The 23029-nt window shown below is 62.2% G+C and carries 15 protein-coding genes and 2 pseudogenes; 8 read left to right on the top strand and 9 right to left on the bottom strand.

Features of this window, described 5'->3' with window-relative positions; all coding sequences use genetic code 11:
- Positions 1-91 precede the first annotated feature (91 nt).
- The 3 genes from TU79_RS05370 to TU79_RS05360 all read right to left on the bottom strand — a co-directional run bounded on the left by TU79_RS05370 (position 92) and on the right by TU79_RS05360 (position 4640).
- Positions 92-1261 (bottom strand): P-loop NTPase family protein, encoded by a 1170-nt coding sequence (locus TU79_RS05370; RefSeq protein WP_057007042.1) that lies wholly within the window; start codon positions 1259-1261, stop codon positions 92-94.
- Between the two features lie 121 nt (positions 1262-1382).
- The gene (locus tag TU79_RS05365) at positions 1383-3083 is read right to left on the bottom strand and encodes an acid phosphatase (protein ID WP_057007041.1); all 1701 of its coding nucleotides are present in this window, start codon (positions 3081-3083) and stop codon (positions 1383-1385) included.
- Between the two features lie 138 nt (positions 3084-3221).
- Positions 3222-4640: a short-chain fatty acid transporter gene (locus tag TU79_RS05360; protein ID WP_057007040.1), complete on the bottom strand. Its 1419-nt coding sequence runs from the start codon at positions 4638-4640 to the stop codon at positions 3222-3224.
- 184 nt (positions 4641-4824) lie between these two features.
- Here TU79_RS05360 and TU79_RS05355 point away from each other — a divergent pair, with 184 nt between their 5' ends.
- Positions 4825-6114: an MFS transporter gene (locus tag TU79_RS05355; protein ID WP_057007039.1), complete on the top strand. Its 1290-nt coding sequence runs from the start codon at positions 4825-4827 to the stop codon at positions 6112-6114.
- Between the two features lie 3 nt (positions 6115-6117).
- Here the strand turns inward: TU79_RS05355 and TU79_RS05350 are convergent, their stop codons facing one another.
- Entirely contained in the window at positions 6118-7488 is a 1371-nt protein-coding gene (locus tag TU79_RS05350; RefSeq protein ID WP_057007038.1) for a GntT/GntP/DsdX family permease, read from the bottom strand.
- Positions 7489-7701: 213 nt separating this feature from the next.
- Here TU79_RS05350 and TU79_RS05345 point away from each other — a divergent pair, with 213 nt between their 5' ends.
- From TU79_RS05345 to TU79_RS05330, 4 genes and pseudogenes are all read left to right on the top strand, one after another.
- Positions 7702-8607: a cation diffusion facilitator family transporter gene (locus TU79_RS05345; RefSeq protein WP_057007037.1), complete on the top strand. Its 906-nt coding sequence runs from the start codon at positions 7702-7704 to the stop codon at positions 8605-8607.
- Positions 8608-8718: 111 nt separating this feature from the next.
- Positions 8719-9939: a TolC family protein gene (locus tag TU79_RS05340; RefSeq protein ID WP_057007036.1), complete on the top strand. Its 1221-nt coding sequence runs from the start codon at positions 8719-8721 to the stop codon at positions 9937-9939.
- Between the two features lie 18 nt (positions 9940-9957).
- Positions 9958-11070: pseudogene (locus tag TU79_RS05335) on the top strand (efflux RND transporter periplasmic adaptor subunit).
- Between the two features lie 18 nt (positions 11071-11088).
- Entirely contained in the window at positions 11089-14244 is a 3156-nt protein-coding gene (locus TU79_RS05330) for a CusA/CzcA family heavy metal efflux RND transporter (protein ID WP_057007035.1), read from the top strand.
- On the opposite strand, the gene TU79_RS05325 is transcribed toward TU79_RS05330, so the two are convergent.
- The 3 genes from TU79_RS05325 to TU79_RS05315 form a co-directional block, all read right to left on the bottom strand.
- Complete coding sequence (locus TU79_RS05325) at positions 14150-15595, bottom strand: heavy metal sensor histidine kinase (RefSeq protein WP_057007034.1); 1446 nt, start codon at positions 15593-15595, stop codon at positions 14150-14152. The genes TU79_RS05330 and TU79_RS05325 overlap by 95 nt on opposite strands.
- A complete protein-coding gene (locus TU79_RS05320; protein WP_003232889.1) occupies positions 15592-16266 on the bottom strand; it encodes a heavy metal response regulator transcription factor in 675 nt (224 codons plus the stop codon). Before TU79_RS05320 ends, TU79_RS05325 begins: the two co-directional genes overlap by 4 nt.
- Before the next feature lie 329 nt (positions 16267-16595).
- Entirely contained in the window at positions 16596-17915 is a 1320-nt protein-coding gene (locus TU79_RS05315) for an OprD family porin (RefSeq protein ID WP_057007033.1), read from the bottom strand.
- A gap of 222 nt (positions 17916-18137) precedes the next feature.
- Here TU79_RS05315 and TU79_RS05310 point away from each other — a divergent pair, with 222 nt between their 5' ends.
- A complete protein-coding gene (locus TU79_RS05310) occupies positions 18138-18458 on the top strand; it encodes a DUF2790 domain-containing protein (RefSeq protein WP_057007032.1) in 321 nt (106 codons plus the stop codon).
- Positions 18459-18471: 13 nt separating this feature from the next.
- On the opposite strand, the gene TU79_RS05305 is transcribed toward TU79_RS05310, so the two are convergent.
- Entirely contained in the window at positions 18472-19281 is an 810-nt protein-coding gene (locus TU79_RS05305; protein WP_057007031.1) for an AraC family transcriptional regulator, read from the bottom strand.
- Between the two features lie 137 nt (positions 19282-19418).
- Between TU79_RS05305 and TU79_RS05300 the strand changes: the two are divergent.
- Positions 19419-19899, top strand: a pseudogene (locus TU79_RS05300) (LysE family transporter).
- 44 nt (positions 19900-19943) lie between these two features.
- On the top strand, positions 19944-21038 hold the full coding sequence (gene ddlA, locus TU79_RS05295; RefSeq protein ID WP_057007030.1) for a D-alanine--D-alanine ligase: 1095 nt from the start codon (positions 19944-19946) through the stop codon (positions 21036-21038).
- 177 nt (positions 21039-21215) lie between these two features.
- Here ddlA and ggt read toward each other — a convergent pair whose 3' ends face one another.
- The gene (gene ggt / locus TU79_RS05290; RefSeq protein WP_057007029.1) at positions 21216-23027 is read right to left on the bottom strand and encodes a gamma-glutamyltransferase; all 1812 of its coding nucleotides are present in this window, start codon (positions 23025-23027) and stop codon (positions 21216-21218) included.
- Positions 23028-23029 lie beyond the last annotated feature (2 nt).

Genomic DNA, 23029 nt, shown 5'->3' with positions numbered 1-23029 from the left:
CAGCGAATGGGCCCGTCTCAAGGTTCCCCGATGGGGCGGCTGATTTCTACTGTCATATTCGGCAGTAGAAATCGGCGCGCCTGTGTGCAATCTACAATGTGGGTGCCGGCAGGAGAGTGGCTGGCGCAGGGCTCTTCAGCTGTTTCAACTGCGCCTTGATCGGCGCAGTGGCGCATTTGGCATTTGCCTGTTCCGGGGTCAGCGAGCGTATCGAGGTGTAGAACAATTCGCAGGTCTGTTCCTTGCGCGTGACCTGCCAGGTGGTGTTGCACGCTTGCAGCAACACGTTGGGGTCACTGGCCGGCTTGCGGCCCATGCCGGCTTGCCAGCAGGCCGCGCTCAGATCCTGTCCCATCACCTTCAGGCCCGCCTCGTCGGCTTTCTGCTCGTTACCGCCATAGCTTGCCGGGTCCGCCGCGTACCAGATGTAACTGGGATGGTTGGCGCCCAGTACCGATACGCTTTTGCCGGCCACCGGGTTGATTTGCGCCAGGCCCATCACATCAACGGTCTGTCCGTATTGTTGCTTGATCCAGCTGCGCACCGGCGCGCCGAAGGCCACCATGGGCAGCGCACCGTCGGGGCGCAGGCTCAGTTCGCTGACCATGCGCGTCTGGTAGTCGGTGAAATAGCCATAGACATTTTCCAGGTCTTTGCCCGCGTTGGACGGCGCCGCAATCGGGGCGATATCGATGATGGTCTGGTAGGCCGGGGTTTCGCTGGCCGGCACGCCATTGTCGGTGAGCAGCGCGGCCCAGCGGTCGGTGGTGGCCGATTCCAGGTAGTCCTGGAAATGGGTGAGCGAATAATCCGGCGGAAAGTGCAGCAACTCGATGCTTTTGCGGTTTTCCAGGGCCATGCCCAGCGGCAGGAACAGGTACCAGTTGTAGGCCCATTTACCGTCGCTATTCAGCTTGCTGGCGCCCTGGTAGGCCAGGTCGGCGGTGTTGAGCAACCGGGTGAGAGGCTGGCCGTAAGTGTCCGGTACCCCGCTGAACGTGGCCGTCAGTTGGTCGCCGTCGGTTTTGACACTGACCTTGGCGCGGCTGTAGCCGTCACGTTGCAGGCTTTGGTTGAGGTAGTGCTCGGCAGTCTGCTCCAGCGTCCACGGCTTGAAGCAGATGACAGTGCAATTATTGGGGAAGGCGAATAATTGAGTGACACGCTGGGTGCTCCCCAGCGGTACATTGATGTCGGCCTGTACGACCGCACTGCCCAGCAGTGCGATCAGGGTGCAGGACAGCCTGGTCTGTTTAAACATAGTCGATTCCTTGTCAGCGAAAGCCCGTCTGCGCGGGTGAAAAGCCCACCTGCACACAGTAGCGGCTGGCCAGGAAAACCGCGTGCTAAATCGCTGCCGGTGTCGCTATTGGATAAGCGCCTTACAGGTCGAAGCGCAATGCATTGCTCAAATCCCCCATCGGCTTCTGGCCCCGGGCAGTCATTGCGTCATCCCGCTGCTTGAGGCCATCCAGTGTCTCCAGTTGGAATACTCGCGTGATCAGCCGCAGGATCGAGGCCGTGTCGTACACCGTATGGTCGACCATGCCCTTGCGCGCAAACGGCGACACCACCAGCGCCGGCACCCGCGTGCCGGGGCCCCAGCGATCACCCTTGGGCGGCGCCACATGGTCCCACCAGCCGCCGTTTTCATCGACGGTTACCACCACCACCATGTTCTTCCATTGCGGGCTTTCCTGCAGCACCTTCAAGGCGCGGGCGATATGACGGTCGCCCGAAGCCACGTCGGCATAACCGGCGTGCATGTTGAGGTTGCCTTGTGGCTTGTAGAAGGTCACGGCAGGCAGCTTGCCGGCCTCGGCATCGGCAAAGAATTTATTGGTGCTGGATTCATCGCCCAGGCCGCCGTCGCGCAGGCGCTTGTCGCGTTCGGCGCGATTTTCCGGCCCCTGTTGCTTGAAGTAGTTGAAGGGCTGGTGGTGATACTGGAAGTTCGGGATTTTCGGGATACCGCCCGAGTCCTTGAACTGATCCAGCGTCGCCTGCCACGCACCGGCGTACCAGGCCCAGTCGACGTTCTTCTTCGACAGCTTGTCGCCAATATGCTCGTGGGTTTGCGGCACGAGCACATTGGGCAGGTCGGGTTTGGAGTAGTCCGGGTTCTGGGGGTCGCGGATCCAGGTCGGCCAATACGGCGGGGCCAGTGTGTTTACGCCATAGCCGTCCGGGGTCAGGGCGCTGGGGCCGAACTGCGGCGGACCGGTCATGGCACTGGCCGGGGACGCGTCCAGCGGCTTGAGGCGCGGGTCGGCAGGGTCATCGCTTTGCAGCGTGGCGATCTGCGCCTTGGCCACCGATTGGGCGGCGTTCGGATAAAACGGCGCGGTGGCGCTGATCAGGTACTGATGGTTAAGGAACGAGCCACCGAACGCGCCCTGGAAGAAGTTATCGCAGAGCACGAACTCCTTGGCCACGTCCCACAGGCGCAGGGCATAGCGGCTCTGGGCGTAATGGCCCATCACCAGGCCACCGGAATCGGCCCAGGCGACGAAACCGTCGTTCTTGCCACCGTTGATCTGCATCTGGTTCTGGTAGAACACGTGCCACAGGTCGCGGGTGACCAGGCTCAAAGGCAGGTCCGCGCCATTCGGGCCCTTGAGGGCGAAGGGCGCGTTGGGCAGGTTTTCCTGAAATTGCACTTCGCTGGGATAGGTCACGCCGTCCACGCTTTGCGGGCCGACCTGCAACACACCGCCCCAGGTCGGCGGCAGGCTGTTCAATACGCTGCCGTCGCGGTCACGCTGCTGCGTCTGGGCAGCCGACAGTGCGGACAGCGGTTTCTCCACGCCGGGGAAATCCGCAAACAGGTTATTGAAACTGCGGTTTTCGGCGTAGATCACCACCACGGTCTTCACTTGTTCGCGCAATGCCTTGTCCAATTCCTGCGGCGTGAGCGGTCGATCCGCCGTTTTGCCCGGCGCTTCGCTGGTATTGCCGCACGCACTCAAAGTCGCCCCCACCCCCAACACCGCCGCGCCTCCCAGGAAGCGGCGGCGGCTGGTGTCTATCGCCGGCTTGGATGCGGAATCGGGGGAGGAGCGGTCTTCGTACTCGTCACTCATTTGCGGGAGTCCCTGGCGAGATGTTGCAGGATATTTCGCAGGACGGTAGCAATGCAATGTGACGGCATTAAGGCAGCTGCTGGTTCCTGGCTCCAAGCTGCAAGCTTGAAGCTGAAAACGTGCAGCTTGCAACTGCTCCTATGGGATCACCGGCGGCACATACGCCAACGTCGTCCCCAACGCCCACAGCAAAAACAGCACCAGCGGCGTGTGCACCAGCAGTTGCACAAACGAGAACCCGATCAAGTCCCGTGCCTTCAGGCCCAGCACGCCCAGCAGCGGCAGCATGTAGAACGGGTTGATCAGGTTCGGCAGCGCCTCGGCCGCGTTGTAGATCTGCACCGCCCAGCCCAGGTGGTATTGCAGGTCATTGGCCACTTGCATCACGTAAGGCGCTTCAATGATCCACTTGCCGCCGCCCGACGGGATAAAGAAGCCCAGTACAGCCGAGTACACGCCCATCAACAGCGCGTAGGTGTCGTGGGAGGCAATGGAGGTGAAGAACAGCGAGATATGGTGCGCCAGGGTCTGGCCGTCGCCGCCCTTGACCACGGTCATCAGCGCGGCGATCGAGCCGTACAGCGGAAACTGGATCAATACGCCGGTGGTGGTCGGCACGGCGCGGGCCACTGCGTCCAGGAAACTGCGTGGGCGCCAGTGCAACAATGCACCGACCATGATGAACAGGAAATTATAGGTATTGAGCCCCGAGATCGCATTGATCGCGGGCTTGGTCGAGAACTCGTGGAACAGCCAGCCCGCCGCCAGCAGCGCCAGCAGGATGGTCAGCAGCGGACTATGTTCCAGCCATTCGCCAGGGCGGGTGGGCGGCTGTACCTTGGGCAGGTTGAACGCCGGGTCGACGCCGCAGGCCATGGCGTCGCGGGCGCTGTTCGGGCCCGGCGCGGTGGCGTAGGCGATGATCAGCGACACCACGATCAGTGCCAGCAACATCACGCCCGATTGCCACAGAAAGATGGTCTCGGTGAACGGAATCACTCCGGTGATCGCCAGAATCGACGGCGGCAGGCTGCCCGGGTTGGCCTGCAACTGCGCGGCCGACGACGACAGCCCCAGCGCCCACACCGCGCCAAGCCCCAGATAAGCCGCCGCACCGGCCGCGCGGTAGTCCATGCGCAAGTCCGTGCGCCGGGCCAAAGCCCGCACCAGCAAGCCGCCGAACACCAAGGACAGGCCCCAATTGAGCAACGACGCGACCATGGAAATCAACGCCACCCAGGCGACGGCCGAGCGACCGTTTTTGGGCATGCGCGCCAGGCGGTCGATCAGCTTGACCGCCGGCGGCGAACTGGCGACCACATAACCGCCGATCACCACGAAGGCCATCTGCATGGTGAACGGAATCAGGCTCCAGAATCCATCGCCAAAGGCCTTGGCGGCGTCGGTCGGCGCGGCGCCCATGCCCAGGGTCGCCACGGCGACGACAATCACTGCAAGCGCGGCAAACACCCAGGAATCCGGAAACCAGCGTTCGGCGAAGTTGGAACAGCGCAGGGCAAAACGGGCATAGCGGCTTTCTTCAATGGCATCAGCCATGGGGATTCCTCTTGTAGTTATTATGGGGACGGCAGTTTTGCGGCATGTTGCTCCACGGCCATTGATTTGGGAATGTAGTTATCTTCATCGATCAATGAGCAAAACAAATATATCTGTCGTGATTGCCATGATCCGGTTCAGCTCCTAACCTGCACGCCATTTTGTTTGTCTGCCGAGCTTGCACATGACTGCCACCTTTCCTGCACAGGCGCAGCGCTTTTCCCGCTCCGACTACAAAACCCTGGGCCTGGCCGCTCTGGGCGGGGCTCTGGAAATCTACGACTTCATCATCTTCGTGTTTTTTGCGCTGACCCTCAGCCAATTGTTTTTCCCGCCGGAAATGCCCGAGTGGCTGCGCCTGCTGCAGAGCTTCGGCATCTTCGTCACCGGCTACCTCGCGCGCCCGCTGGGCGGCATCCTGATGGCGCATTTCGCCGATCATCTGGGGCGCAAACGCGTGTTCAGCCTCAGTATCCTGATGATGGCCTTGCCCTGTCTGTTGATCGGGATCATGCCCACTTACGCGCAAATCGGTTATTTCGCCCCGCTGATCCTGCTGGCGCTGCGTGTGCTGCAAGGCGCGGCCGTGGGCGGCGAAGTGCCCAGCGCCTGGACCTTCGTCGCCGAGCATGCGCCGCCTGCTCATCGCGGCTATGCCCTGGGTTTTCTGCAGGCCGGCCTGACCTTCGGCTACCTGCTCGGCGCGCTCACCGCGACGCTGCTGGCGCAGGTCTTCACGCCAGCGGAAATCCTCGACTACGCCTGGCGCTTGCCCTTTTTGCTTGGCGGCGTCTTCGGCGTGATCGGTGTGTGGCTGCGCCGCTGGCTCAACGAAACCCCGGTGTTCCTCGACATGCAGGCGCGCCGCCAGGCCGCCGCCGAACTGCCGTTGCGCACCGTGCTGCGCGACCACCGCGCCGTGTTGCTGCCGGCAATGATCCTCACCTGCGTGCTCACCTCGGCCGTGGTGGTGCTGGTGGTCATCACGCCAACGATGATGCAGAAAACCTTCGGCATGAGCCCCGGCCACACATTCGCCCTCAGCGCGCTGGGCATCGTGTTTCTGAACATAGGCTGCGTATTGGCGGGCCTGCTGGTCGACCGCATCGGCGCCTGGCGTGCGGTGCTGGTGTACAGCCTGTTGCTGCCGGCGGGCATCGCGGTGTTATACACCAGCCTGATCAACGGCGGCCTCTGGCTCGGCGCGGCGTATGCGGTAGCGGGCTTGAGCTGCGGCGTGGTGGGCGCGGTGCCTTCGGTGATGGTCGGGCTGTTTCCGGCGCGAGTGCGAGTGTCGGGGATTTCCTTCACCTACAACATCGCCTATGCGCTGTGGGCGAGTACCACGCCGCTGTTGCTGATCGCGCTGATGCCGACCAGCCCGTGGGTGTGCGTGGGGTACGGCGTGGTGATGGGCGCTGTGGGCGTGGTGAGTGTGGCGTTGTTTGGCAAGCGCCACACCCTGTCTAGCTGAGGCTCAGGTCAAAAAGTGCCAAAGCACCAGCGTACCCACCAACCCCACCACCGACACAATCGTCTGCAGCACCGACCATACCCAGATCGTCTGCTTCAACTGCAGGCCGAAGTACTCGCGCACCATCCAGAAGCCGGCGTCGTTGACGTGGCAGAAGAATACCGAGCCTGCGCCAATCGCCAGCGCTACCAGTGAGCTTTGTGGGGCGGCCAGTCCCGCCATCATCGGCGCGAGGATGCCGGCCGTGGTGGTGGTCGCGACCGTCGCCGAACCGGTGGCCTGACGCAACGCTACGGCGATCAGCCACGCCAGCAGCAGATAAGGCATGTGCGCGCCTTCGGCGACCTTGCTGATGGTCTGGCTGACGCCCGCGTCGAGCATGGTCTGCTTGAGTCCGCCACCGGCGCCGATGGTCAGCAACAGTACCGCGATGGGGGCGATGGCTTTGCGCAAGGTGTTGCCGACGTCGGCGCGAGGCATGCCGGCGGCCCAGCCCAGGCAGATCACCGCGGCGATCACCGCCAGGGCGAGGGCGATCAGCGGCTCGCCGAGGAACTTCAACGTCAGGCCCAGGGTGCTCTCCGTCGGCAGGGCGATTTTGGCCAACGTGCTGCCCAGCATCAGGATCACCGGCAACAGAATAATCAGTAACGAAATCGCAAAGCTCGGCTGGCGCGGCGCCTTGGGCGGCGCGCTGAACAACGCGCCGATGTCGGCCGGGGCTTCCACGTGCAGGCGTCTGGACAGCCAGTTGCCGTAGATCGGGCCGGCGAGCATCACCGCAGGCACGGCCAGGCAAAAACCCAGCAACATGGTCAGACCCAGGTCGGCGTGCAACGCACCCACGGCGATCAGCGGTCCCGGATGCGGCGGCATTAGGGCGTGCAGGGTGGTCATGCCGGCCAGGGCCGGAATGGCGATTTTCAGCAACGGCTGGTTCGAACGCCTGGCCATCACAAAGATGATCGGCACCATCATCACCAGGCCCACTTCGAAGAACAGCGGCAAGCCGATCACCATCGCCACCAGCGCCATTACCCACGGCAACGATCTGCCCTTGCCCAATCCGAGCAGCGTGGTGGCGATACGATCAGCTGCGCCTGATTCGGCCATCAGCGCGCCGAGCATTGCGCCCAGCGCAATAATGATCCCGGCCTCGCCGAGAATCGCCCCGGCGCCTTTGCTGAAGGCCTTGGCAACTTCCTCCGGCGGCAGCCCGGCACCGACACCTGCGATAAAGGTGCCGATCAGAATCGATAGAAATGGCGGCAGCCTGGTCGCGCTGATCAACAGGATGATGCTGGCGATGGCCAACAGGACGCAGAGCATGAGGCGTGTATCGTGAAACATCCACGCGGCAGTCGATAACTCCACAACAAAACTCCCTGGCGAACGGCTTGGCTGATGTGTGTCTTTATGTTTCTGCGAAAAGCATACCTGATAAGGCGCCGCTAGAGCGCTCGTGGGCTTTTTTGGGTGCGATCAACATACCGGCCGGCTCGCGCCAGGATGATAATCGTGCAACCCATGTCGAGGGTTTGGCCTATAGCTTTATGATCAGCCGCACCAAAATCGCGAGGACATTCAATGAGCGCAGGACATAATCACGCCCAGGTACGCGCCGGCCACGAACGCAAGTTGTGGATTGCCTTGTGCCTGACCAGCAGTTTCATGATTGCCGAGGTCATCGGCGCTTTTGTCACCGGCAGCCTGGCGCTACTGTCCGACGCTGCCCACATGATGACCGACGCTCTGGCCCTGGCGATTGCCCTGGTGGCCATTCAGGTCGCCAAGCGCCCGGCTGACCGCCGGCGTACCTTTGGCTACGCACGGTTCGAAATTCTCGCGGCGGCGTTCAATGCGCTGCTGTTGTTTGCCGTGGCGTTTTACATTCTCTACGAGGCCTGGCAACGGTTGCAGGCACCCGCCGAGATTCAGTCCACCGGTATGCTGGTGATCGCGCTGCTGGGGCTGATCGTCAATCTGATCTCGATGCGCCTGCTCAGCTCGGCCAGCGACGAAAGCCTTAACGTCAAGGGCGCCTACCTGGAAGTGTGGAGCGACATGCTCGGGTCTGTCGGCGTGATCATTGCGGCGCTGGTGATCATGCTTACCGGCTGGGGCTGGGTCGACTCAGTGGTGGCGGCGGCCATCGGTTTCTGGGTGTTGCCGCGTACCTGGACGTTGCTCAAGGAGAGCATGAACGTGCTGCTGCAGGGCGTGCCGCACGGAGTTGATATCGATCAGGTCGAGCAAGGCATCCGCAGTGTGCACGGCGTCGAGGACGTGCACGACCTGCACATCTGGGCCCTGACCAGTGGCAAGAACGTGCTGAGTGCCCATTTGGTGGCCGCACCGGCATCGGGCAGCGAACAGCAGGTCCTCAGCCTGGTGACGCAATTACTGCACGAACAATTTGGTATTTCCCACGTCACCTTGCAGGTCGAAAGCGCGGGGTTCCATCACGATGAGCATGACGACGTGCACGCCTGACCGCTTGCCTGTCGGATTTGTAATAGTGCCTCCACCACCCTGATAAGTCGCGATCGCTACATTGCCCTCGCTGGGAACCCTCAGCGACTTCATGGGCGTGGAACTTTCGTTATGCACATTACCGTTGGAACACTGTTGGGGGCGACGGCGTTGTGGATGGCCGCAAGCGTTGCCCAGGCACAAACCCTCACCCTCGATGCCGCCCTGCGGACCGCCTTCGCCAACAACCCGGACCTGGCGGCTGAGCAATGGGAAATCGAGATCGCCCAGGGCGGCCTTCAGCAGGCCGGGTTGATCCCCAACCCGGTCGCCTCTTGGGATGCCGAGGACACTCGTCGCAACTCCCGCACCACCACCGTCAAACTCAGCCAGACCCTTGAGTTGGGAGGCAAGCGCCGTGCGCGGATTGACCTGGCGACCCAGGCCCAGGTCGCCGCGGCGCTGACGTTGGAGCAGCAGCGCAATAGCCTGCGCGCCGATGTGATCGACAGCTACTACGGCTCCCTGCGTGCTCAGGAGCGTCTGGCTCTGGCGCAACGCTCACTGGCGCTTGCCGAGCGTGGGCTGGTCATTGCCGATGCTCGGGTAAGCGCCGGCAAATCGTCCCCCGTGCAAGCCACCCGGGCGCGGGTGCAGTTGTCGGAAATTCGCCTGGAGCTGAACCGTGCGCAGGCCGGCGTCGCCGATGCCTATCGCCGACTCGCCGCCAGCACCGGCAGCGCGGCCCCGGACTTCGACGCTGTCGCCGCGCAAAAACAATCCGCGCCGTCCCCGCCGCCCGGTGCGCAACTGCTGGCGCGGGTTGAGCAAACCACTGAGCTGCGACTGGCCGAACTGCGTATCCGCCAGGGCGAAGCCAGCGTGAATCTGGAGAAAGCCCAGCGTATTCCCGACCTCGATGTGTCCATCGGCAGCCAGTACGACGCCAGCACCCGCGAGCGCACAAACCTTGTTGGCGTCTCGATGCCGCTCCCCTTGTTCAACCGCAACCAGGGCAACGTGCTCGCCGCCAACCGTCGCGCCGACCAGGCGCGCGACCTGCGCAACGCCGTCGAACTGCGCCTGCGCGCCGAGACCCTTCAGGCCCTGGCCTTGTGGCGTACCGCCAATACCGAGGTGCAGACCTTCAACCAACAAATCCTCCCCGCCGCGCAAAGCGCCGTGGACAGCGCGACCCGTGGCTTCGAGATGGGCAAGTTCAACTTCCTCGACGTGCTCGACGCCCAGCGCACCCTGATTGCAGCCCGCACCCAATACCTCACGGCCACCGCCCAGGCGACCGACGCCTGGGTGCGCCTTGAGCGGATATACGGCGATCTCGTCCAGTTTTGATTTTTTCAGGAGCAACCCATGAACAAACCATACGGTGTGGCGCTTGCCATCGCCCTGATGCTGGCCTGGCCGATGACCGGCTTTGCCGATGGCGATGAAGAAGAGGGCCAGCTTGAGCTCACCGAACAGCAGGTCCAGGCCGCCGGTATTCAGCTTGCCAAGGCCCAGCCCCGACCGATCAGCACGCTGCTGACGCTACCGGGCGAAGTGCGCTTTGACGAAGACCGTACCTCGCACATCATTCCGCGCGCGGCAGGGGTGGTGGAGTCGGTGAGCGTCAACCTCGGCCAGTCCGTAAAGCAGGGCCAACTGCTGGCGGTGATCGCCAGCCAGCAGATTTCCGATCAGCGCAGTGAGCTGGCCGCCAGCGAGCAGCGGGTCGAACTTGCGCGCATAACCTTCCAGCGCGAACGTCAGCTGTGGCAGGACAAAATCTCTGCCGAGCAGGACTATTTGCTGGCACGGCAGACGTTGCAAGAGGCCGAAATCGCGCGCAACAACGCTCGCCAGAAGATGACCGCCCTCAGCGGTAGCGCACGCTCGTCCGGCGGCAATCGCTATGAACTGCGTGCACCGTTCGCCGGCGTAGTGGTGGAAAAACACCTGGGTGTCGGCGAGGTGGTCAGCGAGACCAGCAACGCTTTCACCCTGTCGGACCTGTCCCAGGTGTGGGTCACGTTCGGGGTATTTCCCAAGGACTTGAACAAGATCCGCGTCGGCAAGCCGGTGACTGTCAGCTCCACGGAAATGGGCACTCAGGTGCAAGGCACCGTGGCCTACGTGGGTAACCTGCTGGGCGAACAGACGCGAACCGCCACCGTGCGCGTCAGCGTGCCCAACCCCGACGATGCCTGGCGTCCGGGGTTGTTTGTGAGCGTGCAGTTGGCCACCGACACCGCGCAGGCCAGGGTCACCGTGCCGCAGGAGGCAATCCAGACGGTGGAGGAAAAGCCCTCGGTATTCGAGCGTACCCCGAGCGGCTTCATCACCCGTCATGTCGAGCTGGGCATGCGTGAAAACGGCTACGTCGAAGTGCGCTAGGGACTCGACGCAGGGGCGCAGGTGGCCACGGTCGGCAGCTTTATCCTCAAGTCCGAACTGGGCAAAAGTTCGGCCGAGCACGGCCATTGATTCCGCGAGTGATTTTTCATGTTTGAGCGACTTATTCAATTCGCCATCGAGCAGCGCATCATTGTGCTGCTGGCGGTGCTGTTGATGGCCAGTGTCGGCATTGCCAGCTATCAGAAATTACCCATCGACGCCGTGCCTGATATCACCAATGTGCAGGTGCAGATCAACTCGGCGGCGGCGGGGTTTTCGCCGCTGGAAACCGAGCAGCGCATCACCTTTCCCATCGAAACCGCCATGGCCGGTTTGCCGGGCCTGCAGCAGACGCGTTCGCTGTCGCGTTCGGGGTTGTCGCAGGTAACGGTGATCTTCAAGGACGGCACTGATCTGTTCTTTGCCCGGCAACTGGTCAACGAGCGTCTGCAAGTGGCCCGCGAGCAATTGCCCGAGGGCATCGAGAGCGCCATGGGACCGATTTCCACCGGGCTCGGGGAGATTTTCCTGTGGACCGTGGAGGCCGAGGAGGGCGCCCGCAAGGAGGACGACACGCCTTACACGCCGACGGACCTGCGTGTGATTCAGGACTGGATCATCAAGCCCCAACTGCGCAACGTGCCGGGCGTGGCGGAGATCAATACGATTGGCGGGTTCGCCAAGGAATACCAGATCGCCCCGGACCCCAAGCGCCTGGCGGCCTACAACCTGACGTTGAATGACCTGGTCACGGCGCTGGAGCGCAATAACGCCAACGTCGGCGCCGGCTATATCGAGCGCAGTGGCGAGCAGTTGTTGATCCGCGCGCCGGGGCAGGTGGCGTCCATCGACGATATTGCCAATATCGTCATCACCTCTGCGGACGGCACGCCGATTCGGGTGCGCAATGTGGCGCAGGTCGAGATCGGCCGCGAGCTGCGCACCGGCGCAGCCACCGAGAACGGCCGCGAAGCGGTGCTGGGCACGGTGTTCATGCTGATCGGCGAGAACAGCCGCAGCGTGTCTGAGGCAGTGGCGAAGAAACTCGAGGAGATCAACCGTTCGCTGCCTGCCGGGGTGGTGGCGGTTACCGTCTACGACCGCACCAACCTGGTCGAAAAAGCCATCGCCACGGTCAAGCGCAACCTCTTCGAAGGGGCGTTGCTGGTGGTGGCGGTGCTGTTCCTGTTCCTGGGCAATATCCGTGCGGCGCTGATCACCGCGATGGTTATTCCGCTGGCGATGCTGTTCACCTTCACCGGCATGTTCACCCACAAAGTGAGCGCCAACCTCATGAGCCTTGGCGCGCTGGATTTCGGCATTATCGTCGACGGCGCGGTGGTGATCGTCGAGAACTCGATCCGCCGGCTGGCCCATGCGCAACATCGACATGGCCGCCTGCTGACCCGCAGCGAGCGCCTGCACGAGGTATTTGCCGCCGCGAAGGAAGCGCGGCGGGCGCTGATCTACGGGCAACTGATCATCATGGTGGTGTACCTGCCGATCTTTGCCCTTACCGGCGTGGCCGGAAAGATGTTTCACCCGATGGCGTTCACTGTGGTCATCGCCCTGTTGGGGGCGATGATCCTGTCGGTGACCTTCGTGCCGGCAGCGATTGCGCTGTTTGTCACCGGCAAGGTCAAGGAAGAGGAAAACCTGGTGATGCGCAGCGCGCGTCGGGTGTACGCGCCGGTGCTGGATGGGGTGATGACGCGTCGGCCGTTGGTCTTCGCACTGGCGGCGCTGACCATTGTCGGCACCGGTCTGGTGGCCAGCCGCATGGGCAGCGAGTTCATTCCCAGCCTCAGCGAAGGCGATTTCGCCCAGCAAGCGTTGCGCGTGCCCGGCACCAGCCTCACGCAATCGGTGCAGATGCAGCAGCAATTGGAAAAGACCTTGCTGGCCCAGGTGCCGGAAATCGAGCGGGTGTTCGCGCGTACGGGCACGGCCGAGATTGCGTCTGACCCGATGCCGCCAAACATTTCCGACAGCTATCTGATGCTCAAACCGAAGGAGCAGTGGCCCGACCCGAACAAATCCCGCGAAGATCTGATTGCCGATATCCAGCGCGCCAGTGCGATAGTGCCGGGCAGCGCGTATGAATTGTCGCAACCCATCCAACTGCGCTTCAACGAGCTGATCTCAGGGGTGCGCAGCGATGTGGCGGTGAAGGTATTTGGCGATGACATGGCGGTGCTCAACAGCACCGCCAGCGAGATCGCCGAGACCTTGCGCAGGATTGACGGCGCCTCGGAGGTCAAGGTGGAGCAGACGTCCGGCCTGCCCGTGCTGACGATCAACATCGACCGCGAAAAGGCGGCGCGTTTTGGTATCAATGCCGGCGATGTGCAGGACACCATTGCGGTTGCCGTTGGTGGGCGCAAGGCCGGTACGCTGTACGAAGGTGACCGCCGATTTGACATGGTCGTGCGCTTGTCCGACGCGCTGCGCACCGATATCGACGGGCTGTCACGTCTGTTGATTCCGGTACCCGCGTTGGCGGGCAGTCCGTCGGGACAGTTGGGGTTCATCGCGTTGTCGCAGGTTGCCAGCCTCGACCTGGTTCTCGGCCCCAATCAGGTCAGTCGCGAGAATGGCAAGCGCCTGGTGATCGTCAGCGCCAATGTGCGCGGGCGCGATATCGGCTCGTTCGTGGAAGAAGCCGAGGCCGCGATCAGTGGCGGGGTAAAAGTGCCGGCGGGCTACTGGACCACCTGGGGTGGCCAGTTCGAACAGCTGAGGGAAGCGTCCGAGCGCCTGCGCATCGTGGTGCCGGTGGCCTTGCTGCTGGTGTTCGGTCTGTTGTTTATGATGTTCAACAATATCAAGGACGGCTTGCTGGTGTTCACCGGTATTCCGTTCGCGCTGACCGGCGGAATCATGGCCTTGTGGCTGCGCGATATCCCGTTGTCGATCTCGGCCGGTGTGGGCTTTATCGCGTTGTCCGGGGTGGCGGTGCTCAACGGGCTGGTGATGATCGCCTTCATCCGCAACCTGCGCGAGGAAGGGCATTCGCTGTCGCTGGCGATCAACGAAGGCGCCCTGACTCGACTGCGGCCGGTGTTGATGACTGCGCTGGTGGCGTCTCTTGGGTTCATTCCCATGGCCCTGGCCACCGGCACCGGTGCCGAGGTGCAGCGGCCGTTGGCCACGGTGGTCATCGGCGGGATCATTTCTTCGACATTGCTGACTTTGCTGGTGTTGCCGGCGTTATATCAATGGGCGCATCGCAAGGACGAGGAAACACCAGTCGAAACAGCGTAAAACCACCTGGCTGGCTGTGTACGTCGGCCAGCCCCTGGTGCAGGGTCATGATCGATTGCACGATGGCCAGGCCCAGGCCAGTGCCGCCCTCGGCCCGCGCCCGGCTGCTGTCGGCCCGGTAGAAACGCTCGAACACGTGCGGCAGGTGATGGGCGTCTATCCCTGGCCCGGCGTTGCTTACCGACACGGATACGGTATTGGCACAGGCTTCGACGCGCAGAGGAATGTGCCCGCCTTCCGGGCTATGGCGGATGGCGTTGGACAGCAGGTTCGAGAGTGCACGTTGAATCATCAGGCGGTCACCCTGTACCTGGGCATTTCCGCTCAGAGTGAGGCTCAGGTGTTTTTCTTCGGCGCTCAGGGCGAACAGGTCCATCACCCGTTCAGCTTCCTGTGCCAGCGATACCGTGGTGAAAGACGCGCGGGCTGACGGGTGGCCTACCTGAGCCAGAAACAGCATGTCACAGACGATGCGCGCCAGGCGCTCCAGTTCTTCGGTATTGGACTCGAGCACCGCTTTGTAGGCCTCTGGCGGTCGTGCGCGCGCGAGTGTCACCTGGGCCCTGCCCATCAGGTTGGTGAGGGGCGCGCGCAACTCGTGGGCGAGGTCGTCGGAAAACTGCGACAGCTGCTGCACCCCCGCGTCCAGCCGGTCGAGCATCACGTTGAACGCCTGCGCCAGTTCTGCCAACTCCTTTGGCAGGTTGTCCACGGCCAGGCGATGCGTGAGGTCCTGAGTGGTGACTTTGGCGGCGACATGGCTGAACTGTTTCAAGGGGGCCAACCCGCGTTGCACCAGCCACCAGGCGCCCAGGCCGATCAGCACCAACAGCACGGGGAGGACGAACAGGGTGGAGCGCAGGTAGGCACTGAGCAACGCCTGATCATCGGTACGGTCCCGCGTCAGCAGCACCCGCACGTTTTCACCACTGCGCAGGCGCATCAGGCGCGAGGCGCCAAGCTGCTGGTTACCGCGCCCGTCAGCCCACGTCAGGTAGCCGAGGGTTTCACTGGCCGTAAAGTCAGTCATCAGCGGTTCCTGAACCTTGGTGCCGACACTGAGCAACACTTCGGCGGTTGGCGAGGGCCCGACGATGGTCAGGTAGAAATTATCGTGGCCCATTACCAGGTCCGGCAGCGGATGGTTGTGGGTCGCAATCTCGTGCGTATTGAGGTTCATGGTCAGGCTGTGCTGAATCAACTCCATCTTGTTTTCCAGGCTTTTGCGCGCCATTTTGTCCAACTCGTGGTTGAGCACCAGAAACGCCAGTGTCGCCAGCAACAGCACCAGGCCTGCGCCCATCAGGCTGACCATCAGCCCCAGGCGAGTCGACAGGCTGCTGGTCTTCATTGGCGCGCCTCCAGCACATAACCCACGCCGCGAATGGTATGAATCAGCTTGACCTCGCTCTGGTCATCGACCTTGGCGCGCAGGCGGCTGATGGAGACTTCCACCACGTTGGTGTCGCAATCGAAGTTCATGTCCCACACCAGTGAAATGATCTGCGTGCGTGTCATCACCTCGCCGCTCTGGCGCATCAGCACATGCAGCAGGGCGAACTCCTTGGTGGTCAGGTCGATGCGCCGGTTGCCGCGGTAGGCCCGATGCCGGCGCGGGTCCAGCTCCAGGTCCGAGACGCGCAGTACCTCCGGCAGCGGAATATGTTCACTGCGGCGCAACAAGGTGCGCACGCGGGCCAGTAATTCGGGAAATTCAAAGGGCTTGACCAGGTAGTCGTCGGCGCCCATGTCCAGGCCTTTGATCTTGTCGGCCAGGCGCCCGCGGGCCGTCAGCATCATCACGCGTTGGTTGCCGTCGCGACGTAATTGCTCAAGCACGCCCCAGCCATCGGTGTTGGGCAAATTGACATCGAGGATCACCAGTTCGTAGCTGTGTTGCCGCGCCAGGTGCAAACCATCGATGCCGCTGGCGGCGCAGTCGACGACGTAACCGCTTTCGGTCAGGCCTTGCTGCAGGTAGTCGGCGGTTTTCTGCTCGTCCTCAACAACCAGGATGCGCATGGGGATTTTCCTTCAAGAATAGGGAAATGATATGGCCTCACAGAGGGCTCTGAGTTAGCTGTAGGGGAAGTCTCAAACGTGAAGAGGCTTTAGGGTCAAGTGATGTAAGGTCGATGTGACATTTGGCCGCTGAAGTTCAACGCAAAAAAAACGCCCCGGCCGGGGCGTAAATATTCATCTCTGTTCCAAAGGAGCTATACAAAAGCTGCAGAGATGAAGGGGGTCGAGTCAGCGAGTTTAAAAATTGCAACTTAACGAGAAAGTGTGTTCGATATTACAGTTCTGAAAGACTTGAACCTGTCAGCAGTCAATGACGGTAAGGCGCTCGTTCAGAGGATGGCTAACGGGTATTCGACGATAAGACGAATTTCCTCCAGGTCTGCGTCGAATGCACTTGAGCGGATGGTGGCCTGACGCAGCCTGAGGGATAAATCCTTCAAGTTTCCGGCTTGCACCACGTACCTGGCCTCCACATCCCGCTCCCAACGGCTTTGCCCGGTCAGCGGGTTGCCTGCCGCATCATTGCGCACATACACCGAATTGGCGTTGCTGTAGTCGGCGCCCGAACCCCGGCCGTAGCGGGTCATGAACGACAGGCCGGGGATGCCCAATGGCTGCATGTCCAGGTCATAGCGCACCATCCATGAGCGCTCCTTGGGCGAGTTGAAGTCGCTGTACTGCATGGAGTTTTCGAGGACGTTGGAATCCGACTGACGCAGGTAGTCGAAGTCGTTGTTACCGTTGTTGCGCTGGTGCGAGACGGCCACGCGGTGGGCGCCGACGTTCACCCCCAGCCGCGCGCTCCAGATGTTGTTGTTCAATTCCCCTCGCAGTTTCCGACCTTCGTCTTTCACGTTGTAATAGTTGAAATTGCCGAACAGCGAGACGTCCTCATTCAGTGGGTAGCTGGCGGTAGTGCCGAAATAGTACTGGTCCCAGGCATCTTTCAGGCGACTGCCATAGAGGCTGGCGCTCAGGTGTGGGTTGAACTGGTAATCGCCGCCGAAATAGCCGACCCAGGGTGAATCGACCTGCCCCGCATAAAACGTGGCGAACTGTTTGTTCCGGCCGCTTTGGGAAGGCTGGCTCATGCCGCTCAATTGCCCGCCCTGCAGGCTCAGGCCTTCAATACTGATGTTTTGTACGGTGATGCCACGAAAGCTTTGCGGCAACAGGCGCGAGTCGCCGGCCGCCACGACGGGCGTGGCGGGGAACACGTCTCCCGCCTTGATCACGGTGTCCAGAAAGCGCAGTTTCAGCGCACCACCCACCTTGTTGTAGGTGCTCTCCGGGCGGTCATTGCTGTCTACCGGCATCACGCTGAATGAGCCCTTGCCGCCACTGCGTCCCCTGCCCGAGTCGAGCCTTAGGCCATGCATGGCAAACGCGTCCAGGCCGAAGCCTACGGTGCCTTGGGTGAAGCCGGACTCGAATTTGCCGATCAGGCCCTGGGCCCAGGCTTCGGAATAACCATTGCCGGTAGGGCTGGATCGACCATTGCGCTCATCTCGATTGAAGTAAAAATTACGCATTAACAGCTTGACGCTGCTGCCTTCGATAAAGCCCTCGGGATGCTCCTGCGCCGCCACCGCTGCCAGCGGCAACGCGGCGCATAACGAGAAAGGCAGAATCATGCTGCGGATATTCATGTTTCGCTCCTGGGTCTGGCAATGACCAGCTTCTTATTTATGAAGGTGGGCGTTGATGTGCCCGGAGCGATAGTTGCAAACGGAGAATAACGACTGAGTGGCGCGAACATTACGATCCTGGAAAGTTACTGTTATCTGTCAAATAAGTAATCTTTCGGTGAACCTGTCGTCAGGGTGGGTTGGATAGTCTCGACGCTGAACTTTTCAGTCGAGGAATGTGTAATGAACTTACAGACAGTTGGCCTGGGTTTACTCGCTGCGATGCTGTCATTCGGCGCAGTGGCGCAGGGGGAGCGTACTTATGCCGCGCTCCTGGAGGGTAACGAAAAAGCCATGGCGGCTTACGCTGAAAATAGAGGCTTGCCGGCCCCGCAGGTGCAGGTGTACCGCTACGGCATGAATCTGGATATTGCCAAGGTGGTCAACATCTCGCCGCCGATCCGCTCCTGCAATGCGGTGCCGTCGCGCATGACCTATTGGGATTCGGCCGGCAAGCTCAATACCCTGGAGTATCAAGTGATGGGCGTATGCCGCATGAAGTGATGCCGTTTGAGCCTCAGCGCCCCTGCATCCTCACCCAGCGCGACGGCGGCATGCCGTAGGTGCTGCGAAACTGGCGGGTCATGTGGCTCTGGTCGGTGAAGCCTGCAGTCAGCGCCGCATCCACCAGCGACTGGCCCTGGGCAAGCAGGTTGCGCACCAGGTCCAGTCGACGCATGGTCAGGTAGCGATAGGGGCTGGTACCGAACAGCAGACGAAAATCCCGCGACAGGGCCCAGCGGTCGCGGCCGGCATGGTCGGCCATTTCATCCAGGGTGATGCTGCGTCCCAGGGCGCCGTGGATAAATTCCCGGGCCCGTTCGGCGGCGACATAGTCGAAGGATTTGCGGCTGATGATCGCGCCCGAGGCCGCGCTCAATGCGTGCGCCAGGTCGAACAGGGCATCCTGCTCCTGCATCGGATCAATCGGGCAGTCCAGGCTTTGCAGCAACACTTCGCTGGCACGAAACAGACGCGGGTCAGTCGACAGGCCGCTGTGGATAAACGGCAGTGGCCGGCCACCGAGAATCTGCTGGATCAGCGCCGGCTCCACGTAAATCATGCGGTACTTGAAGCCTTCCACGCTGCTGGCGCGGCCGTCATGGGTTTCGTCGGGATGAATGACCATCGTCGCACCGGGCAGGCTGTGGGTCATGCAGCCGCGGTAGTGATAACTCTGCACGCCAAACAGCGTACGCCCGATGGCGTAGGTGTCATGGCGATGGGGATCGAACGCAAAGCCGGCAAAGTACGCCTCGATACGGTCCAGGCCGCTGGCGTGCGGCGCCCGATGAAGCCAGTCGAGGGGGGCGGTTGATTGACCCATGATGATTGCCACAAGAGGGAGTGGAATGACGTTACCGCAGTCTGCCGGCACTTGTCTGCGCGGGTCTTGAACGATTGTGCGTGGTGATTGCCACGCCTATGATCCTGACTCGTGCACGCGCTGATGGAGCTGCCCTGATGGAGTCGTTCGATTTTGCCTACGTAACCCCGCTGGTTTCGCTGGCACTGCTATGGGCCGTCGCGGTGATCACACCCGGTCCCAACTTCTTCAACGCGGCACAGTTGGCCGCCAGCTGCTCGCGTCGCCATGGCGTAGTGGTTTCTGCAGGCGTGGCCACAGGCACGGTCATATGAGCCCATGCGCTCATTGTTTTCCGCTTGGCGCCTGGGGCTGCTGGGTAACCTGTCTAACCCCAAGGCGGCACTCTTTGTGACCACCATCTTCGCCTCCACCCTGCCGCCGTCTCCCTCTGCGATGTTGCTGATCCTGGCCGTGATGATCATGGCCACTTTATCGTTCAGCTGGTATACCTGCGTCGCGCTGGTGTTTTCCAGCGAGCGCATGGCTGATCTCTACAGTCGTTCGCGCAAGTGGCTGGATCGTTTTGCCGGCAGTTGCTATCTGTTATTCGGTATCCATCTGGTAGCGAATCGCTGACGGCCCATGGTAAGAAGTCCTACGTTCAACACTGAGGCCGGGTCATGAGCAAGTTGCGGGTAGGTATTATTTTTGGTGGCCGATCGGCTGAGCATGAAGTGTCGCTGCAATCGGCGCGCAATATCGTCGATGCTTTGGACAGGTCGCGCTTCGAGCCGATCCTCATTGGTATCGACAAGGCCGGGCACTGGCACCTGAACGACACCTCGGACTTTCTGATCAATCAGGAAAACCCCGCCCTTATCGCCCTCAACCAATCCAATCGTGAGCTGGCGGTCGTGCCGGGCAAGGCCAGCCAGCAAGTGGTGGAAACCTCCGGCCAGGGGCTGCTGGCACATATTGACGTGATCTTTCCCATCGTCCACGGCACCCTTGGCGAAGATGGCTGCCTGCAAGGTTTGCTGCGCATGGCGGACCTGCCCTTCGTCGGCGCCGACGTGCTCGGTTCGGCAGTGTGCATGGACAAGGACATCAGCAAGCGTCTGCTGCGCGACGCAGGCATCGCCGTCACCCCGTTCATCACCCTGACTCGACGCACCGCCGCGCGCACGTCCTTTGAAACGGCGGTGAACACGCTCGGCCTGCCGATGTTTGTCAAACCGGCCAATCAGGGTTCGTCGGTGGGCGTCAGCAAAGTCGCCGACGAAGCCGAGTACCACGCCGCTGTAGCGTTGGCGCTCGGGTTTGATGAAAAAGTGCTGGTGGAATCCGCCGTCAGTGGCCGTGAAATCGAATGCGCGGTGCTGGGCAACGAGCACCCGATTGCCAGCGGTTGCGGCGAGATCGTGGTGAGCAGCGGCTTCTACTCCTACGACAGTAAATACATCGACGACCAGGCCGCCCAGGTGGTGGTGCCAGCGGATATCAGCACGCAAGCCTGCGAGCGCATCCGCAGCCTGGCGGTGGAGGCGTTCGAGGTGTTGGGTTGCGCCGGGCTGGCGCGGGTTGACGTGTTTCTCACGGACGACGGCGAAGTAATGATCAACGAAATCAACTCACTGCCCGGCTTCACCCGCATCAGCATGTACCCCAAGCTGTGGCAGGCTGCGGGGATGAGCTATAGCGAACTGGTGAGCCGGCTGATCGACCTGGCGCTGGAGCGGCATGCGCGGCGCAAGGGCTTGAAGATCAGTCGCTGACAGCTGCGTGGCGAGCGGGCTTGCCCCGCGTTGGGGAGTGAAGCGCCCCCAATCAAGGAAAACGCGGTGTACCTGATACTGCTCGGAGCCTGGGTTTGGGGCTGCCGCGCAGCCCAACGCAGGACAAGCCTGCTCGCCCCAGGGGGGAGCAGGTTTTGAACAGTTTATGGCAGCAGGTCAGTCACCCAAGGCTTCACCCTCGCGGCGAGGGTCTGCGCCGCCGCTCAGCGATACCTTGCCCTGGGCGTCGCGCGTGCGAACAATCGCCTGCACGCCGCTGGTCATGTCGATCTCGCTCAGCGTATGGCCTTTTTCCTTCAATGCCTTTTTCGTGCCGGGGCTGAACAATCCAGCCTCCAGTTCGGTCGCGCCATTGCGGCTGCCGAAGTTGGGCAGGTTGATAGCGGCCTGCGGGTCAAGGTTCCAGTCGAGCATTGCCACCAGCGTCTTGCTCACATATTCGATGATCTGCGAGCCGCCGGGCGAGCCCAGCGTGGCCAGCAGTTCACCGCTCTGGCGGTCGAAAACAAGCGTGGGCGCCATGGCTGAGCGCGGGCGTTTGCCCGGCTGCACGCGGTTGGCAACCGGCTGACCGTGTTCTTCGGGGATAAACGAAAAGTCGGTCATCTGGTTATTCAGCAAGAAGCCCTGGACCATCACATGGGAGCCAAAGGCCGCTTCCACCGTGGTGGTCATCGATACGGCGCCGCCCAGGTCATCCACGGCCACCACCTGTGAGGTGGAAATGCGCAGCGGCGACCGGTCTGGTGCGTAGGCCACCTGGATGCCCGCCGGCTGTCCCGGTTTGGCGATCCCCATGCTGCGCTCACCGATCAGGTGGGCACGCCGCGCCAGATAATCCGGCGCAACGAGACCGGCAACCGGCACCGGCACAAAGTCCGTATCGGCCACATACTGCGCGCGGTCGGCAAATGCCAGGCGGCCGGCCTCGGCAAGCAGGTGCACGGCCTGCGGCGTGGGTTCGAACCCGGCCGGGGAGGCAAGTTTGACCGGTGTCATCGGCGCGAGGGCCTGGCGCGGATCGCGGGTTTCCAGCACCTGCAAGGTGCCGAGGATCTGCGCCACCGCAATTGCGCCGGACGACGGCGGCGGCATGCCACAGATTTTCCAGCGCTTGTAGTCGGTACACAGCGGCGCCCGCTCCCTGGCGACGTAAGTCCTCAGATCGGCCTGGGACAAGCCGCCCGCATTAGGGTGGCTCTGCACCTTGCGCGCAATGTCTTCGGCAATCGGACCACGGTACAGTGCGTCCGGGCCTTCCTTGGCGATGCGTTTGAACACAGCGGCCAGCGCCGGGTTTTTCAGCACCGTGCCAGTGTCTTTCGGCGTGCCATCCGCCTTCAGGAAATAGGCGGCCATGTCCGGTGACTGCGCAATAAAACGGTCGGCCGCGATCAGGCTGTGCAAGCGTGGGGAGATCGCAAAACCCTGTTCCGACAAGCGAATCGCCGGCTCGAACAACTTGGCCCATTGCAGGTGGCCGGTCTTTTTATGCGCCATCTCCAGCGCGCGCAACACACCGGGTGTACCCACGGAGCGCCCGCCGATCTGGGCATCAGTGAAGGCCATCGGAGTACCGTCGGCGTTCAGGAACAGGCGCTCGTTCACCGCGGCCGGCGCGGTTTCGCGACCGTCATAGGCGTGCACGTTTTCGCCGTCCCACAGCATGATGAATGCGCCGCCGCCGATGCCGGACGACTGCGGTTCCACCAGGGTCAGCACGGCTTGCATGGCAATCGCCGCGTCAATCGCCGAGCCGCCCTGGCGCAGCATCTCCCGTCCGGCTTCGGCGGCCAGCGGGTTCGCGGCCGCCGCCATGTGGCGTTCTGCATGGCGCAAGGTGAGGTCGGTGCGATAACCCGACCCCAACTCCGGCGCGGGGGGCGGTTCGTTGAGGGTGGTATGGCAGGCCGACAGGGCGAGCGCTGCGGCGATGATCGACAAAGGGCGGCGGGAAATTGAAAACACGT

Source organism: Pseudomonas trivialis (assembly GCF_001439805.1).
GTDB lineage: Bacteria > Pseudomonadota > Gammaproteobacteria > Pseudomonadales > Pseudomonadaceae > Aquipseudomonas > Aquipseudomonas trivialis.
This window is presented reverse-complemented; position numbering and strand designations above follow the sequence as displayed.

Excerpts from the sequence above, each read along its gene's own strand:
- TU79_RS05340 (WP_057007036.1), top strand. The coding sequence starts at position 8,719 with ATGCACATTACCGTTGGAACACTGTTGGGGGCGACGGCGTTGTGGATG.
- TU79_RS05310 (WP_057007032.1), top strand. The coding sequence starts at position 18,138 with ATGAACTTACAGACAGTTGGCCTGGGTTTACTCGCTGCGATGCTGTCA.
- TU79_RS05305 (WP_057007031.1), bottom strand. The coding sequence starts at position 19,281 with ATGGGTCAATCAACCGCCCCCCTCGACTGGCTTCATCGGGCGCCGCAC.
- TU79_RS05325 (WP_057007034.1), bottom strand. The coding sequence starts at position 15,595 with ATGAAGACCAGCAGCCTGTCGACTCGCCTGGGGCTGATGGTCAGCCTG.
- TU79_RS05345 (WP_057007037.1), top strand. The coding sequence starts at position 7,702 with ATGAGCGCAGGACATAATCACGCCCAGGTACGCGCCGGCCACGAACGC.
- TU79_RS05330 (WP_057007035.1), top strand. The coding sequence starts at position 11,089 with ATGTTTGAGCGACTTATTCAATTCGCCATCGAGCAGCGCATCATTGTG.
- TU79_RS05360 (WP_057007040.1), bottom strand. The coding sequence starts at position 4,640 with ATGGCTGATGCCATTGAAGAAAGCCGCTATGCCCGTTTTGCCCTGCGC.
- TU79_RS05370 (WP_057007042.1), bottom strand. The coding sequence starts at position 1,261 with ATGTTTAAACAGACCAGGCTGTCCTGCACCCTGATCGCACTGCTGGGC.
- TU79_RS05365 (WP_057007041.1), bottom strand. The coding sequence starts at position 3,083 with ATGAGTGACGAGTACGAAGACCGCTCCTCCCCCGATTCCGCATCCAAG.
- TU79_RS05315 (WP_057007033.1), bottom strand. The coding sequence starts at position 17,915 with ATGAATATCCGCAGCATGATTCTGCCTTTCTCGTTATGCGCCGCGTTG.
- TU79_RS05320 (WP_003232889.1), bottom strand. The coding sequence starts at position 16,266 with ATGCGCATCCTGGTTGTTGAGGACGAGCAGAAAACCGCCGACTACCTG.
- ddlA (WP_057007030.1), top strand. The coding sequence starts at position 19,944 with ATGAGCAAGTTGCGGGTAGGTATTATTTTTGGTGGCCGATCGGCTGAG.
- TU79_RS05355 (WP_057007039.1), top strand. The coding sequence starts at position 4,825 with ATGACTGCCACCTTTCCTGCACAGGCGCAGCGCTTTTCCCGCTCCGAC.